We start from the raw sequence: 15,746 nt of genomic DNA, 5'->3' as shown, positions 1-15,746 counted from the left end.
CACGCGAGATCCGGAAACGGGTACGGTCTGAGCAGGCGCTTTCCTGGACCATCGTCTCATTCGTCGTCGCTAATACTCCATTGCGTAACGACCTGCTCACTGTGTGGTACCGAAACGCTCGCGTGACCCGAATCCGCTGGTGACGGCGACCCGCGGTGCCTAACGTTTCTCCCATGCACGCAGTGCTCATCCCAGCCCGGGCCTGAACCCAGCCCGCGTGAGCGGGCGTCCCAGGGTGGCGGACCGGACACAGTGGATCTCGCGCAGTGGTCTTTCTCGTCCCCGCCGAGGAAAGGACGCCCAGTGACGACGCTCCCCCCGGAACCAGAGCCGACCCCCGTCCCGCCTCCCAGCTCCTACCAGCGCGTCATAGCCGCTTACGACCGGATAGCCGAAGTCGACCGCCCCGACGTCTGGATCACCCTCCGCCCGGTGGAAGACGCCCTCGTGGACGCGAAAGCCGTCGATGAACGGCTGCGCGCGGGCGCGGACCTGCCGCTCGCGGGCACCTTGGTGGCGGTCGCGGACGTGGTCGACGTCGCCGGTCTTCCCACGGCGGGCGAGGACGTCTGCTGTACCGGCGCCACCTCGGTGTCCCGGCTGACCGCGGCCGGGGCGGTCGTGATCGGCAAGACCAACTGCGACCGGTTCGGCAGCGACCTCGAGCACACCCGCAGCCCCTATGGCGCCGTGAGCGCGGCGCTGAACACCGCCCGGGTCTCCGGGAGCGCGAGCAGCGGCGCGGCCGTCGCCGTCGCGCTCGGCCTCGTCGATCTCGCGGTCGGCACGGACACGGCGGGCGCGGGCCGCGTTCCCGCTTCGCTCAACGGGATCGTCGGGCTGAAGCCGACACTGGGTCTCGTGCCGAAGACCGGCGCCGCGCCGTGCGGCGGGATCGCCCTGTTCGCCCGCAGCCTCACCTTGGGGCAGCGCGCGCTGGCACTGATGACCGGTCCCGACGGGATCGACCCGCTCGCCCGCGACTGGCCGCCGGACGTCCGGCTGTCGGCGGGCGACCGGCCGCGCGTGGCGATCCCGGGCTCCGACACGCTCACCGGCCTTTCGCTGCAGTCCCGATCCGCCTTCCTCGGCGCGGTTTCGGCGCTGAGGGCGTCCGGCGCCCTCGTGGAGACCGTGGAGGTCTCGGCGCTGCTGAAAGTCGGCGAGCTGATCCACGACGACGGCTTCACCGCCGACAGGCACCGTGTCGCCGAGGCCGGGATGCTCGCGCTCCGGATGCTGTCCGAGTACGACGCCCTCGTGCTCCCGACCGTCGCGGACCATCCCGAAGTCTCCGAGGCGTTGTCCGATCCGGACGGTGTCTCGAAGCGGCTGGAGCGCTTCACGGCGTTCGTCAACCTGCTCGACCTCGCCGCCGTCACGGTTCCGGCGTCACCGTCGGATCTCGGGCCGTACGGGGTGTCGGTGGTGGTGCGGCCGTTCGACGACCAGGTCGCCATCGACCTGGCCGCCGTGCTCACCGACGAACAGGCCGATTTCCCTTACCCCGCACCGGGTGCGGATCTCGTCGTATTCGGCGCGCATCTGCGCGGTCAGCCCTTGAACGGAAGCCTGGTCCGTGCCGGGGCGCGGTTCACCGGGCTGGTCCAGACCGCCGAGGGCTACCGGATGTTGTTGCTGCCCACCGATCCGCCCCAGCCGGGGGTGGTGCCGGTGAGCGCGACGGGCGAGCACACGATGCTTTCGGGTGAACGCTGGCGGCTCTCGCCCGCCGCTCTCGGCGCCTTCGCGGCCACGCTGCCCGCGCCGTTCGTCCTGGGCCGGATCCGGCTGGAGAACGGGGAAACGCCGCTGGCCGTCCTGTGCGACCAGGCGGCCACCGCGACGGCGACGGAGCTGACGCGGTACCAGTGCTGGCGTGCCTACCTCAGGTTCGTCAGTACGGCCGGGCCGCGAGACCTCGGGCGACCCGCTTGACCAGACCGGGACCGTGCAGGGCGAAACCGGTGTAGAGCTGGACGAGACCGGCGCCGGCGTCGAGCATCCGTGCGGCGGCGCCGGCGTCGAAGATCCCGCCGACGCCGATGATCGGCAGCTTGCCGCCGGTTTCGTCGTGCACGAACCGCACCACCTCGACCGAGCGCGCGGTGAGCGGACGGCCGGACAATCCGCCCGCCTGCTCGCCGACGGCGGCCTCGGGCGGGGCGATCCCTTCGCGTGACAACGTCGTGTTGGTCGCGATCAGCCCGGCGACCCCGTGCTCGAGGCAGACCTCCAGCAGTTCCGCGAGCGCTTCGTCGGTGAGGTCGGGGGCGACCTTCACCAGCACCGGCGTCGGCTTCGCGTCGCCGGCGAGTTCGGCCGAGGTCTCGCGCAGCTCGGCGAGCAGTTCGGCCAGCGCGGACTTGTCCTGCAGCGCGCGCAGTCCCGGGGTGTTCGGGGAGCTGACGTTGATCGCGAAGTAGTCGGCGTACGGGTACAAGGCCCGCAGCGAGAACCGGTAGTCCTCGACGGCTTCGTCGAGCGGGGTCACCTTGGACTTGCCGATGCTGACGCCGAGCGGCACCGGCGGCTTCCCGGTCGCGGCGAGACGGGCGGCGAGCGCTTCGGCGCCTTCGTTGTTGAAGCCCATCCGGTTGATCACCGCGTCGGTCTGGGCGAGGGTGAACAGCCGCGGTTTGTCGTTGCCCGGCTGCGGATGCCGGGTGACGGTGCCGACCTCGACGAAACCGAAACCGAGCGCGGGCCACGCGTGCAGCGCGCGCCCGTTCTTGTCCATCCCGGCGGCGAGCCCGACCCGGTTGGGGAAGCGCAGGCCGAGGAAGGTGACCGGATCGTCCGTCCGGTAGACGCGGCCGAGCGCGGCGAGCGCGGGGGAGACCCGGCTCAGCCTGGCGAGCGAGCCGATGGTGCGTTCGTGCACGGTTTCGGGGTCGCTGCCGGAGACCCGGTAGAGAGCGGGGCGGACGATCTTGTCGAAGAGCACGGCCCCATCATGCCTGGTGAGCTCTAGCGCTTCGCCTTCCACTCGTCTTCGAGCATCGCGAAGACGAGTTCGTCGGTCCATTCACCCTTGACGACCTCGTTCTCGCGCAGATGCGCCTCCTTGCGCATGCCGAGGCGTTCCATCAGCGCGGCCGACGCGGTGTTGCGTCCGTCACAGCGGCCGATGATCCGGTGCAGGCCCAGTTCTTCGAAGCCGAGGCGCAGCAGTTCGGTGGCGGCCTCCGCGGCGAACCCCTTGCCGTGGTGATCGGGATGGAAGACGAACCCGATCTCGCCCTGACGGTGCTCGCTGCTGAGGTACTCGAGGTTCAGGTCACCGATCAGCTGCCCGGTCTCGGTCAGCTCGACGGCCACCGCGAGGAGCTGGCCTTCCTTCGACAGGCTGCTGCTGTGCACCCGTTTCGCGAGCGCGGCGGCGGATTCGGCCCGGCTGCGCGGGCCCCAGTAGAGGTAGCGGGCGACGTCGGCGCGGGACTGGAAGGAGTTGAGTTCGTCGAGATCCGCGGAGGTGAAGGCGCGGAGGGTCAGTCGCTGGGTGATGATCGGGAAATCGGGCCTCAGCATGGCGTCAATCTATCCAGTCCGCGGGGTTTCCGGGGGCGGAACCGCGGCGGACGGTCTTCTGGAGCGCCGGGCGGCACCCCGGGAAATAGGGGTACCCCCGAGGCGGCTCCCGGACGCCTGAATCGGCGTCCGGGCCCGAGCCGGACCGGTGCTCGGGAACCTCGGGGGCCCGGTGACTGCCTGGTATTCGCTAGCAGGCATCACGCGAAGCAGAGACGACGAGCCGAAGGTGGCTCCAACTTGCGTTGTATCGCTGCTCTGAAGTCCTACGCGTGGGGTCCGCTAGCGGACAGCCACCTCACGAGTCCTGTTGGAATACAACTTTGGACCACCTCCTCTCTCGTGTACCGCCACGCTATGCGAGGAGTTCGGGGTCCTGCAACAAGATTTCGTCGATCTCCCGCAGCAGTGCGGTCTTGTCCGCCGAGGGCAGAAAAGAGGCTTCCACGGCGTTCTTCGCGAACAGGGCGATTTCGGCCGGCGTCAGCCCGAGGGCCTTGGCCACCGCCACGTACTCGCCGTCGAGGGTGGCGCCGAACATCGGCGGGTCGTCGGTGTTGAGCGTGACGGTCACCCCGTGGTCGAGCAGCCGCCGCACCGGATGCGCCGCGATCGAGGGGAACTGGCCGGTGCGGAGATTCGACGTGGGGCACACCTCCAGCGGTATCCGTTGCACGGCAAGGTATTCCAGCAGCGCCGGATCGGTGTGCGCGCCGACGCCGTGCCCGATCCGTTCGGCGCCGAGATCGTGCACCGCCGACCAGACGGTGGCGGGTCCGGTGGTCTCGCCCGCGTGCGGGACGCTGTGCAACCCCGCCTCCCTCGCCGCGGTGAAGAACGGGGCGAACTGCGCGCGGCCGACACCGACCTCGGGGCCGCCGAGCCCGAAGGACACCAGCCCTTCGGGGCGTTCGCGGAGCGCGAACACGACCGTCTCGCGACCGGCGACGACCCCTTTCTCGCCGGGAATGTCGAAGCACCAGGCCAGTTCCACCCCGTGGTCGGCCCGCGCCGCGGCCCGTCCGGTGGCGAGCCCGGTGAGGAGATCGTCCGTCGACATCCCGTCGAGCACGTGGTTGTACGGCGTCACGGTCACTTCGGCGTACCGGGCGTTCTGCGCGGCCAGATCGGCCGCCAGCCCGGTGACGAGGGTGTGGACGTCGCGGGCGTCGCGCACGAGCGACGTCACCGCCAGGTAGTTGCGGAGGAAATGCGGGAAATCGCGGAAGGTGAAGAACTCGGCGAGTGCCGAAGGCTCGGTCGGCACTCCCGCGGAAGGCCGTCGGCGGGCCAGTTCCAGCACCGTGGGCAGGCTCGCCGAGCCGACGAGGTGGACGTGCAGTTCGACCTTGGGCAGGGCGTGCACGAACGCGCGCAGCGCCCCGCCCGTGAGGATTCCGGGCATGACAAAGCTCCCTGGGAGAAGTGAAAGGTGACGTGCGGAGAAAGCGGACGGCTCAGGGAGCGAGGTCGCCGCGTTCGGTGTCGGCCCCGTAGAGCGGGAGCTTGAACAGCGTCACGGGTCCAGCTTAGCCGCCGGGAGCGGGCCCGGACTGGCATTTCGGGCAGAACCAGGTCGGCCTCGCCTGGTGTCCCGGCCCTTGGGACGCGACCTTGAGCCGTCCGCCGCAGCGGAAGCAGCCTTGTTTGGTCCGTTCGTAGACCCAGTGTTCGCGGCCGCGCCGCAGATCCCCGGTGGTGGTCTGCGAGGTGCGCCAGGCGTTGCTCTTCAGCAGTTTGCGGCCGAGCGCGACCGCTTTCGCCGTGTCCACTTCGGACACCGGTGTCCAGGGCGTGACGCCGAGCAGGAAGCACATCTCGACCTTGTACATGTTCCCGATCCCGGCCATGATCCGCTGGTCCAGCAGGGCATCGCCCAGTTCGCGGTCCGGGTCCGCGGCGAGCGCGGCCGCCGCCCGCTGCGCGAGTTCATCCGTCCATTGTGGATCGAGCAGATCCGGGCCGAGGTGGCCGACCAGGCGGTCTTCCTCATCCGTGGGCACGAGTTCGAGGTCGTGCACGCGGAAGCCGATCGCCTGCAGCTCGTCGGTGGCCAGGATGACCCGCGCCTGATGCGCCGGATGCCGCCAGCGCGCGCCCGCCCGGTAGACGTCCCATTTGCCGTCCATCCGCAGATGGCTGTGCAGGGTGAGGTCACCGGAGAGACGGGTCAGCAGATGTTTGCCGACCGTGCCGACGCCGAGCACGTCACGGCCGGCGAGATCCGTCGTGGCCAGCTGGGGGACCCGGAACTCGCCGCGCAGCAAGGTCTTGCCCGCCAACGCCTTGTCGAGGACCTTGCCGGCGAGGAAGACGGTGTCGCCTTCGGGCATCGGCGGCTATCCCGTGCCGGTGTCGCTCAGCTTGGCGGGCGCCTCGGTGGTCTCGGGTTCTTCCTCGCCGCGGACGCGATGCCGTCCGGCCCGGCTGGAGCGCAGGACCTTCGCCAGCACCATGTTGAAGGTGAGTGCGATCTCTTGCGCGCCGGGGGAGTGCCATTCGTGGATCGGGCTGCACGCGCCCTGCGCCTGCTGCACGGCGAGCCGGTCCGGGATGGCCGTCGGCATCACCAGCGGGCCGAAGTTCTCCCGCAGTTCGGCCACGCGGAACTGGTGCTCGTAGGAGCGCACCCGGAGTTTGTTGACCACGACGCCGATCGGCCGCAACCCCGGGTTCTGCTCCTCGCGGATCTTCTCGATCGCGTCGAGGGCGCGGCGCGCGCCGGAGACGGCGTACATCGTCGGCTCGGTGACGATCAGGGCGCTGTCCGCGGCCACCAGCGCGGAGCGGGTCAGCCTGCCCAGAGACGGCGGGCAGTCGAGGATCACCAGTTCGTAGGGTTCCTCGCGCAACGGGTTCGTGTGCAGCTCGTCGAGCGCGCGGGAGAGGTTCTCCAGGCGGCGGCTGTCGGCGTCGGGCTCGTTGAGCATCTCCAGCTCTTCGGCGCCGACGAGCACGTCGATCTGGTCGCTCCACACGCTGGGCGCGATCGCGCGTTCGAGTACCGAACGCACCGGCGTCTCGAGGACGTCGGCCAGTGTGCGATCGGTGAAGGGCGGGTCCAGCGAGGTGGTGGCGTTGCCTTGCGGGTCGAGGTCGGCCACGAGGGTCCGGGCGCCCCTACGCAGCGCGGCGGACGCGACACCGAGGGCGACCGTCGTTTTACCGACGCCACCCTTCAGGCTGAGAACAGCGACCGTGTGCACTCGATACAGCCTACGGGCAGTCCGCGGGGTGGCCCCTTGGCAAGGTGTCGAACACCGCATCGGACTACACCCGACGGGCCGGCGAAGGCGGGCATTACCCTGTGCGTTTATGAAGACGGACACCGTGGCCACGCGGGGATCGGGGGCGGTTCGCCGGGTTCTCGAAGCAGAACTCCGGGCCGCACGGGCGCGAGGCGCACAACAGCCGCACGTCGTCGACGTCGGCGGCGGCAGCGGCGGCTGGGCGGTGCCGCTGGCCTCGGCGGGCTGCCTGGTGACCGTGGTCGAACCGAACCCCAACGCGCTGGCGACCCTGCGCCGCCGCGCCGAAGAAGAGGGCGTCTCCGGAAGCATCACGGTGATCGCCGACGACTCCGACGCGCTCGGAGCCCACGTCGCCGCCGGATCGGCCGACCTCGTCCTCGCGCACGGCCTGCTGGAGGTCGTCGACGACCCGGCGCTCGTGCTCGCCGCGCTGGCCGCCGCGGTCAAACCCGGCGGCGCGGTTTCGGTGCTGGTGGCGAACCGGCACGCCGCGATCCTGCAGCGCGCGCTGGCCGGACGTCTCGGTGAGGCGCGGGAGCTGCTCGCAGCCGAAAGCGGCGTGCTCGGCGGCGGCCGGGAGACCGTGCTGCGGCGCTTCGACGCCGAGGCCCTGCGCGCCCAGCTGGTCGAGGTCGGCCTCGAGGTGACCTCGCTGCAGGGCGACGGCGTCGTGGCGGACTTCGTGCCCGGCGGGGTGCGGGAAGAGGACCTGGCCGAGTTCGAGCTGGCGGCGGCGTCGGTCGCGCCGTTGCGGGACATCGCGAGCCGGCTGCACCTGCTGGCCCGCCGTCCGGCCTGATCGTCGCGGAGCCCTTCCGGATGTCATGAAAGGGTCGTTCAGGACGAGAAATGTCCTGAACGACCCTTTCATGACACTCGAAGCGGGGAACTGTCGGTGGCCCGGGCTAGCGTCTGCCCGTGGGACGAAACGCTGAACTGCCCGGAGGGATGGCCCGCTACCGCGTGACGACCGGGGCCACCACCTGGCCCGACGACACCGGCTGCGGCCTGCTGCACGTCGACATGGACGCCTTCTTCGTGTCCTGTGAGCTGCGCACCCGCCCGGAGCTGGTGGGCAAGCCGGTGGTCGTCTCCGGTGGCGGCCCGAGGTCGGTCGTCGCCGCCGCGAGCTACGCCGCGCGCGAGTTCGGCGTCCGGTCGGCCATGCCGTTCTCGACGGCCAAACGGCTCTGCCCGCAGCTGATCTGCATTACCCCGACACCCGGGCTCTACGGCGAGGTGTCCCAGGGCGTCATGGGCATCTTCCGCGAGCTGACGCCCCTGGTGGAGCCGCTGAGCCTGGACGAGGCCTTCCTGGACGTCAGCGGGGCGCTCAAACGGCTGGACTCCTCGCCCGCGCGGCTCGGGGCCTGGATCCGCGAGCGGGTGGCCGCCGACTTCGGGATCAGCTGCTCGGTCGGCGTCGCGAAGGTCAAGTTCGTCGCGAAGCTGGCCTCCGGGATGGCGAAACCGGACGGCATGGTCGTCGTCCCGGCGGCCGAGACGCTCGCGTTCCTGCACCCGCTGCCCGTGTCGGCGCTGTGGGGCGTCGGCAAGCGCACCGAGGAGCATCTGCGGCAGCAGGGGCTCGACACCATCGCCGACGTCGCCGCCGCCCCGCTGTCCAGGCTGCGGCGCTCGCTCGGGCGGGCACTGGGGGAGCATCTGTACGCCCTCGCGAACGGGCACGACGACCGCAAGGTCATCCCGGAGTCACCGGACAAGTCGGTCGGCGCCGAGGTGACCTTCGACGTCGACCTCCACGACCGCTCGGCGCTCGGGCTGGAACTGCTCCGGCTGTCGGAGCGCGTCGCCGCCACCTTGCGCCGCCGGGGCCTTCGCGGGCGGACGGTGTCGATCAAGGTCCGGTTCGCGGATTTCAAGACCATCACCCGTGCCAGGACAACCGCCGTCCCGGTGGATGTGGCCCGCGACATCCACCGCACGGCCGTCGAGCTCCTCACCGAGCACGCGCCGACGGGCGCAGTCCGCCTGATCGGCGTAAGAGTCGAGGGATTGGACACGGAGAGTAGTGGAGAACAGCTGCTTTTCGCATCTCCCGAACCCCGTTGGCGGGATGCGGAAGTCGCCGCCGACGTCGCGAGGTCGAAGTTCGGTGCCGCCGCGGTGCGGCCCGCGTCACTGCTGACCCCCCGTGACCAGTGACATCGCCTGCTCGGTCGTCTTCGAGAGAGCCGAGTCGGGTGGTTTCGGCCAATTCGATCCCTTCTGGATACGGGATCGGGTAGTCGGACGAGCGCGGGGCTCGTATCCTGGACAGAGACACCCCGCCTGGGGTTGTCTGTTGGGTCCATGACGTTGCGCGGCCCGGCGCCCGCGACAGCTGTGCCGGAGGAGGAAAGATGCCACTCTCCGAGCATGAGCAGCGGCTGCTCGATCAGATCGAGCGCGAGCTCTATGCCGAGGACCCCAAGTTCGCATCCACGGTGCGAGGCACCCGGTTGCGCCGCCCCGCCCGCCGACGGCGTTTGCAGGGCATCGCCCTGTTCGTAGTGGGCGTCGCACTGTTGGTGCTCGGCGTGGTGGTCAACATCCGGGTGGCCGAGATCCCAGTGATCAGCGTGCTCGGGTTCCTCGTGATGTTCTTCGGAGTCATGATGGCCGTCACATCGATTCGGCAAGGAGCCGAAGCGGAGGGCGGTAAGGACAGCGGTGGCCCGGGTGGCGGCGGAGGTGGCGGCGGTAAGTCGTCCACGCGCCGGAGCTCGTTCACCCAGCGCATGGAAGAGCGCTTCCGCCAGCGCTTCGAGGAGCAATAGCTCTCACACACGCGAACATGCCGGCAGGGCGATGCCCCTGCCGGCATGTTCGCGTTGTCCTGCCCGGGCTCTAGCGCGTGAAGGCCTCCTTCCCTCGGCTCAGCCGAGGGAAGGAGGCCTTCACGCGCACTCGGGTGCTACTTGTCCCGCCGCCGCAGTGAACGCGGGAACAGGCGGCCCTTCCACGACATCGGCGCGTTCCGCTTCAGGCTCTTGCGCACTTCGTCGAAGGCCGGGCCCAGCGTCTGGTCGTCGGCCGGCTTGTCCGAGTACCACGACCGCTCCACGACGCCGATGACCGTCCGCAGCCCGGAGCGGCCCTCTTCGTCCAGCCGGTGCTTTTCGACGACCTTCCGGCCCGCCACGCGCACCGTGTCGCCTCCGGACAGCGGCAGGCCGCGGTCGGCGCATTCGTCCATCAGCTCGCGCCACGCCGCGTCGGCCGCGGCGGGGGAGCGGGACGCGATCTTCTGCAGCCGCAGCCGCCGCTTGATCTCCCGGATCGCCGTCGGCGTCCCGAGCCCGCCGAGGACGACCACAAGCGCCAGCGCGAACCACCACGACACCCACGCCGCCAGGAACGCGAACGCCGCCACCCACAGCGCGATCGCGATCAGCGGCAGCCAGTTCGTCACGTTCTGGTTGTCGAGGAACCCGTGTTCCGGTTCCGGTGCGCCCGGGGAGGACGACGACCTCATCAGCGCCCGGTATCTCAACCGCGACCGCACGATCGCGACCACGGTCAGCGCGGCCGCCAGCCCGCCGAGGATCCCGGCGAGGATCGCGGGCCACAGCGGCTCCTCCTCCTGCTGGCCCGTGCCGCCGTCGGCACCGAGGTCCTCGCCCTGGTCGCGGGGGGTGCCGGTGGCGGGGGCGCTCGACGCGGGCGCGCTCGGCACTTCCTGGGTGTCGTTCGTCGTGGAGCTGCCGGCGTCGTTCTGCAGGTACGGCGGGACGACCGCGCGGCCGTCGAGCAGCGGGGTCGGGTCGAAGCTGACCCAGCCCTTCGTCTGGAAGTAGACCTCGACCCACGCGTGGGCGTCTTCGGAGCTGATCGAGACGTGATCGCCCTTCGGCGTCCCGGAGGTGAAGCCGATGGCGACCCGCGACGGGATGCCGACCGCCCGCAGCATCACGGCCATCGCGGACGCGTACTGCTCGCAGAACCCGCGTTTGCCGTTGAGGATGAAGTCGGCGAGCGCGTCGGAGTCGGTGGCGTCGGCCGTCTTGGTGTCGTACACGAAACCGTTCTGCGCGGTGAAGAACGACCAGAGCGCCTGCGCCTTGTCGAAATTGTTCGACTCGTTCTCCGTCAGCTGCTTGGCCTTCGCGACCACACGGGGATCGACGCGGTCGACCTGGGTGAACTGCGGCGGCACCTCGGCCAGGCGGGGGTCGTCGAGCCGGAGTTCGTCCTTCGACGGTTCCTTGATGGACGCGGTCTCGGTGTAGGCGGGCGCGTTCTGCTTGGTCGTGGTGAACACGGCACCGCCGACCGGGTCGTACAGCCAGTTGTCGGCCAGCCCGTTGAGCGCCCTCGGCGCGCCGTAGATCGGCAGCCAGTTGTCGACCCAGTTCGTCGGCTCGATCCGGATCTCGCGTCCGGGCCCGGCGCCGTCGTCACCCGGAGCGGGCGGAAGCCCCTTGTTGGCCTGCACGCCCTGCTGGGCGCGGCCGTTCTGCGCCAGCCCCCAGCCCTTGTTCGGGGTGTAGGTGTCGAGGGTGAACGCGCGCAGCAGCCGTTTGTCCGCGCCCAGCCCGTAGACCTTGAACAGCTCCACGTTCTCGCCCTGGTCGAGCAGGCCACGCAGCTGGGTGAACGGCTCGACGCCGAAGCCGCCCGCGCCACCGCGGCCCGAACCCTGGCCGCCGGGAAGGCTGCCGACGGTGCCGACCCCGGTGACGGCGGTGCCGATCACCAGGCCCATCGCGATCGCGGCGGCCACCACGCCGACGGGCGCCGACAACGTGCTCGCCGAATTGCCCAGCCCGGGCGCGTCCCGGTTGCGCCAGCGGCGATGGCGGTGGTTGCCGTCGACGGCGAGCAGACCGGCGAACGCGGCCGCGCCGAGCAGGAACGTCCACCACGGCAACATGTCCTCGGCCAGCGCTGCCGGGACGGCGTACACGCACAGCAGGACCAGTCCGGTCGCGGCGGGCGCGGCGGCGGCCACGGCCAGCGTGTCGACCAGGACCGCGACCAGGCCGATCGCGATGGTGATCAGGCAGAGGATCGGCGGGGTGCCCTCGACCGGCGGCAGACCGACACGGATCTGCTCGGCCGCGGCGGCGAGGACACCGCGCAGTTCGTCGAGGGCGTCCGGGCCGGGGAAGATCTTCAGGATCCCGCTGGTGGTGAACGCCCCGGTGATCAGGAGCAGCAGCACCAGCAGCTGCGCCAGGCCGACGACGATGGTCGGCGCGCGCAGCGAGCGCAGGGCGAGGCCGGTCGAGGCGATCAGCACGACGGCGACCAGCAGATAGCCGAACCACGCCCAGCCGGAGACCACGCCGGTGAGCGAGGTCGAGGCGAACAACGTGGCGAGCCCGGCGGCGACCGGCGCGAGCACGCTGCTCGTCCAGACGGGCGGCGGGGCGGCGGGACGCGGTTTGGGGGTGTGCCGCAGGGGCGGCGCGGTCGCGGTCACAGGCCGCCTCCGATCAGCGTGCCCCGGCGGGTGGCCGTCTGGCAGAGCTCGGCCCAGACCTGCGGCATGGGCGATCCGGGACCGGCGACGACGACGCCCCAGCCCGCGGCTCGCAGCAGCGCCACCGACTCCTCGGTGGCGGCGGCACGGTTTTCGGGCCGGTTGACGCCGGACGACCAGCCGGGGGTGTCGAGCAGCACGGCGAGGCTCCGGATCCCGCGCGGGCGGTACCGGGACAGCTCGTGCACGGATTCGTTGCTGACGGTGCCGAGCACCGCGATGAGTTCCTGTCCCTCGGCCGGGTCGTGGCCGAGGGTGATGTCGCGCTGGTGCGCGGGCTGGAGCGCGGCGAGGACGTCGAGCACGACGTTGTCGTAGTGCTCGCCACCCTCGCCGGGAGTGTCGGCCAGGGTCAGGCCGTGTTCGGTGATCAGGCGGACCCGGTGCCCGGAACGCCGCAGGTGCAGGGCCACGGAGGCGGCGAACGAGACGGCCCATTCGAGGCTCGCCGCGGGGCCGGTGCCGTGATGCGCGGCCGCGCGGTGGTCCAGCAGCACCGTGGTGCCGCCGCGCCACGGCCGTTCCTCGACGCGGACCATGATCTCGTCGCGGCGGGCGGTCGAGCGCCAGTGGACCTTCCGCAGGTCGTCGCCTTGGCGGTACTGCCGGACGATCACATCCGACTCGCCCTGCCCGGCGTGCAGGCGGATGCTGCCGTCGTCGCCCGCGCCGATCCCGGCGCCGCTCGGCAGGCCCCACAGGCCGACCACCTTCGGCACGACGACCAGCCGGGAATGCGCGATCAGCTCACGTTCGAACTCGCAGAGCCCGAACGGGTCGGTGATCGTCGCCCGCAGCGGGCCGACCTGCTGGATCCCGCGCAGCACCGGCTGCAGCGGATACCGCAGCGCGACCCGGCGGTCGTGGGGGAGGCGTTCGACGACGAACCGCGGCCGCGAACCGAGCGCGTAGGGCACGCCGTCTTCGAGCAGCACCTCACCGGCCGGGAGCCTGCCGTTCCGCCAGAGTTCGAGCTGGACCTCGCCCGGCGAGCCGACCGAGACCCGCTCCGGGCGCAGCGAGCGGGCCGCGCCCAGCCGCAGCCGGGTCGCCGAGATGAAGAAGGCGACCAGCAGCGGCAGGGCGATCACGAACACCGCGACCCGCAGCAGATCCCGTTCGTTGAGCACGAACGAGCACGCCGCCGCGGCGACGCCGGCGGCGAGGAGGCAGCGGCCGCGTGTGGTCAGGCCGGACAGAGCACGCAGCATGCGCCGTTTCCCTTTGTCAGCGGTTGTTCGAGCCCTGCGGTACGGGAACGCGGTGCAGGATCGCGCGGACCACGTCGGTGGCCGACCGGCGGGCGGCGTGCGCCTCGGTGGTGAGCACCATGCGGTGGGCCAGCACCGGCACCGCGACCGTGTGCAGGTCGTCCGGGACGACGAACTCGCGGCCGGACAGCGCGGCCTGCGCGCGGGCGGCGCGCACCAGCTGCAGGGTCGCCCGCGGCGAGGCGCCGAGACGGATCTCCGGCACCTGACGGGTCGCGGCCACCAGGTCGACGGCGTACCGGCGGATCTCCGGCGACATGTGCACCGAGCGCACCGTCTCGATCAGCCGCTGCACCGACTCGCGGTCGGAGACGGGCTCGAGGTCGGCCAGCGGGTTGTGCCCGGCGTGCTCGTCGACCATGGCCAGCTCGGCCTGCTGGTCGGGGTAACCGATGGACACCCGCGCGGTGAACCGGTCCCGCTGGGCCTCGGGCAGCGCGTACGTGCCCTCCATTTCGATGGGGTTCTGGGTGGCGATCACCATGAACGGCTCTTCGAGATGGTAGGTCGAGGTGTCGACGGTGACCTGGTGCTCTTCCATGCATTCGAGCAGGGCCGACTGCGTCTTCGGCGAGGCGCGGTTGATCTCGTCGCCGACCACGATGTTCGCGAACACCGGGCCGGGACGGAACTCGAACTCGCCGCTCTGCCGGTTGTAGATGGACACCCCGGTGACGTCGCTGGGCAACAGGTCGGGGGTGAACTGGATCCGGCTGACGGTGCAGTCGATCGAGCGGGCCAGCGCCTTCGCCAGCGAGGTCTTGCCGACCCCGGGGACGTCTTCGACGAGGAGGTGGCCTTCGGCGAGCAGGGTCACGAGCGCGATGCGGATGACGTCGGGTTTGCCGACCAGTACCCGCTCCACGTTGGCGGCGATCCGCCGCGCGGTCTCGTGCAGTTCGTCCAGCGACGCTGGGGCTTCACGGCCGTTCTGCCGGCCGCTGACCGAGCCGGCGCCCGTGGGGTACGGGGCCTGCCCGGTTGCCTGCTCGCCCTGGTGTTCGCCGGGCGTCGCAGACTGGATTCTCGACGTCACTCGACCTCCTGATGCCGCGTGGCTGGATTTCCGCTGGGTCCTCTGCCGGACCGTTCAGTCCCCCGGGCAGCGGTCAGCCTCCCACGAAGTGTGTCAAACTCGGGCGAACTCGTGGGGGGAACCCCGCCAACCCCAGTCGATGACTCTGTGCAACCAGAGACCTTACCTCGATCGGGTGAGGTGAGCGCGTTTTCGGGTGCTCCCGCTGACACCTTGTTTTGTCGTATGCTCCGGTGCGAGGTCGCTCGACTACGGAGAGGCGTAATCGCATATGAGCGAGGTGAGTACCGCCAAGCCGAGGTTCGATCTGAGCGGGTTCGCGGTCGCGCCGGAGCTGGCCGCCGACGCCCACGTGAAGATCTCCGCCCTGCAAGACGTGGTCGGCCAGATGGTCCGCGAGGCGAAGGTGCTCGGCCGCACGGTTCCCCTCGGCGGGGGATACGCGGACGAGGTCGGCAAGTTCATGGCGCAGTACGGGATCGGCGCCGAAGGCTCCGCGGTCGAGGCGCTCACCGCGTTCGGCAAGGAACTCGAGGCGCTCAAGAACCGGATCGAGAAGGCGCTGGCGAAGTACACCCGACAGGATGAACAAGCGGCGGCGGATGTGGATTGTGTCGGCGGCTGACCCCATGAAGTCCGGCCTCTCCGCGCTCGGCGTCCTGGTCGTCCTCACAGTGTCCGCCTGCGGGCAAGGGGCCGCGGGCCAGACGCCGGTTCCGGCCGCCGACGGCGCCCCGGCTCCCGTGTCTTCGTCCTCGGCTCCCGCGCCGGATCGCGGCGTGGATCCGTGCACGCTGCTCGACCCGAAGGACAGGTCGACCGCCGGGATCACCGTGCTCGGCGTCGCGAAGGAGATCAACGGCGCCCGCGCCTGCGACTGGACGGTGCCCGCCACGTTCGGCGTCACCATCACCGTGGACGAGAAGAACGGCCTGGCCGATCTCGAGGTCGCGCGCAAGACCGCCACCAAGACCAAGGTCGGCGGCCGGGAGGCGCTCAAGGTCGCCGACAAGAAGGCCGCCGACGGGACCTGCGCGGTCCTGCTCGGCATGGGGGAGAAGGCGAGCGTCCAGATCGACGTGAGCAACACGAACTTCGCCGACACCCCGCTCGCGTGCGAGCGCGCGGTGACGGTGGCGGGATTGGCCGAACCGAAACTGCCTTAGGAG

At 70.7% G+C, this 15,746-nt stretch carries 14 protein-coding genes; 6 read left to right on the top strand and 8 right to left on the bottom strand.

Translation table 11 applies throughout. From position 1 onward, the window contains the following. Positions 1 to 303 precede the first annotated feature (303 nt). Positions 304 to 1,938 (top strand): amidase family protein, encoded by a 1,635-nt coding sequence (locus DMC64_RS40805; protein WP_125737866.1) that lies wholly within the window; start codon positions 304 to 306, stop codon positions 1,936 to 1,938. Here the strand turns inward: DMC64_RS40805 and DMC64_RS40800 are convergent. From DMC64_RS40800 to DMC64_RS40780, 5 genes are all read right to left on the bottom strand, one after another. After that, positions 1,898 to 2,947, bottom strand: coding sequence for a quinone-dependent dihydroorotate dehydrogenase (locus tag DMC64_RS40800; RefSeq protein ID WP_125737865.1), 1,050 nt, complete (start codon positions 2,945 to 2,947; stop codon positions 1,898 to 1,900). The two genes, DMC64_RS40805 and DMC64_RS40800, sit on opposite strands and share 41 nt — an antisense overlap. Before the next feature lie 23 nt (positions 2,948 to 2,970). Beyond that, on the bottom strand, positions 2,971 to 3,531 hold the full coding sequence (locus tag DMC64_RS40795) for a GNAT family N-acetyltransferase (protein WP_037343152.1): 561 nt from the start codon (positions 3,529 to 3,531) through the stop codon (positions 2,971 to 2,973). Between the two features lie 355 nt (positions 3,532 to 3,886). Beyond that, the gene (gene add, locus DMC64_RS40790) at positions 3,887 to 4,936 is read right to left on the bottom strand and encodes an adenosine deaminase (protein ID WP_125737864.1); all 1,050 of its coding nucleotides are present in this window, start codon (positions 4,934 to 4,936) and stop codon (positions 3,887 to 3,889) included. A gap of 124 nt (positions 4,937 to 5,060) precedes the next feature. Continuing rightward, positions 5,061 to 5,864, bottom strand: a complete 804-nt coding sequence (locus tag DMC64_RS40785) for a DNA-formamidopyrimidine glycosylase family protein (RefSeq protein ID WP_125737863.1) — start codon at positions 5,862 to 5,864, stop codon at positions 5,061 to 5,063. 6 nt (positions 5,865 to 5,870) lie between these two features. Continuing rightward, positions 5,871 to 6,737, bottom strand: coding sequence for a ParA family protein (locus tag DMC64_RS40780; RefSeq protein ID WP_007029346.1), 867 nt, complete (start codon positions 6,735 to 6,737; stop codon positions 5,871 to 5,873). A 109-nt stretch (positions 6,738 to 6,846) separates the two neighbouring features. On the opposite strand from DMC64_RS40780, the gene DMC64_RS40775 reads away from it, so the two are divergent. The 3 genes from DMC64_RS40775 to DMC64_RS40765 all read left to right on the top strand — a co-directional run bounded on the left by DMC64_RS40775 (position 6,847) and on the right by DMC64_RS40765 (position 9,562). Further along, positions 6,847 to 7,581 (top strand): methyltransferase domain-containing protein, encoded by a 735-nt coding sequence (locus tag DMC64_RS40775; protein ID WP_125737862.1) that lies wholly within the window; start codon positions 6,847 to 6,849, stop codon positions 7,579 to 7,581. 149 nt (positions 7,582 to 7,730) lie between these two features. Continuing rightward, complete coding sequence (gene dinB, locus DMC64_RS40770) at positions 7,731 to 8,948, top strand: DNA polymerase IV (RefSeq protein WP_125737909.1); 1,218 nt, start codon at positions 7,731 to 7,733, stop codon at positions 8,946 to 8,948. 197 nt (positions 8,949 to 9,145) lie between these two features. Continuing rightward, positions 9,146 to 9,562 carry a DUF3040 domain-containing protein gene (locus DMC64_RS40765; protein WP_037343159.1) on the top strand — a complete coding sequence of 139 codons (417 nt, stop codon included), beginning with the start codon at positions 9,146 to 9,148 and terminating at the stop codon, positions 9,560 to 9,562. A gap of 137 nt (positions 9,563 to 9,699) precedes the next feature. On the opposite strand, the gene DMC64_RS40760 is transcribed toward DMC64_RS40765, so the two are convergent. The 3 genes from DMC64_RS40760 to DMC64_RS40750 are packed head-to-tail and all read right to left on the bottom strand — an operon-like array spanning position 9,700 to position 14,577. Then, positions 9,700 to 12,210, bottom strand: coding sequence for a DUF3488 and transglutaminase-like domain-containing protein (locus DMC64_RS40760; protein ID WP_125737861.1), 2,511 nt, complete (start codon positions 12,208 to 12,210; stop codon positions 9,700 to 9,702). Beyond that, positions 12,207 to 13,481: a DUF58 domain-containing protein gene (locus DMC64_RS40755; protein ID WP_037343164.1), complete on the bottom strand. Its 1,275-nt coding sequence runs from the start codon at positions 13,479 to 13,481 to the stop codon at positions 12,207 to 12,209. Before DMC64_RS40755 ends, DMC64_RS40760 begins: the two co-directional genes overlap by 4 nt. Before the next feature lie 16 nt (positions 13,482 to 13,497). Beyond that, positions 13,498 to 14,577 carry a MoxR family ATPase gene (locus DMC64_RS40750; RefSeq protein ID WP_199755259.1) on the bottom strand — a complete coding sequence of 360 codons (1,080 nt, stop codon included), beginning with the start codon at positions 14,575 to 14,577 and terminating at the stop codon, positions 13,498 to 13,500. Between the two features lie 271 nt (positions 14,578 to 14,848). Here DMC64_RS40750 and DMC64_RS40745 point away from each other — a divergent pair, with 271 nt between their 5' ends. Together DMC64_RS40745 and DMC64_RS40740 are read left to right on the top strand one after the other, a co-directional pair. Further along, positions 14,849 to 15,202, top strand: a complete 354-nt coding sequence (locus DMC64_RS40745; RefSeq protein ID WP_037343168.1) for a hypothetical protein — start codon at positions 14,849 to 14,851, stop codon at positions 15,200 to 15,202. A gap of 4 nt (positions 15,203 to 15,206) precedes the next feature. Next, positions 15,207 to 15,743: a DUF3558 domain-containing protein gene (locus tag DMC64_RS40740; RefSeq protein ID WP_125737860.1), complete on the top strand. Its 537-nt coding sequence runs from the start codon at positions 15,207 to 15,209 to the stop codon at positions 15,741 to 15,743. The last annotated feature ends 3 nt before the right edge of the window (positions 15,744 to 15,746 follow it).

The organism is Amycolatopsis sp. WAC 04197, assembly GCF_003947475.1.
Taxonomy (GTDB): Bacteria; Actinomycetota; Actinomycetes; order Mycobacteriales; family Pseudonocardiaceae; genus Amycolatopsis; species Amycolatopsis japonica.
The sequence above is the reverse complement of the archived record's forward strand: the minus strand, read 5'-3'. Positions and strand labels throughout refer to the sequence as shown.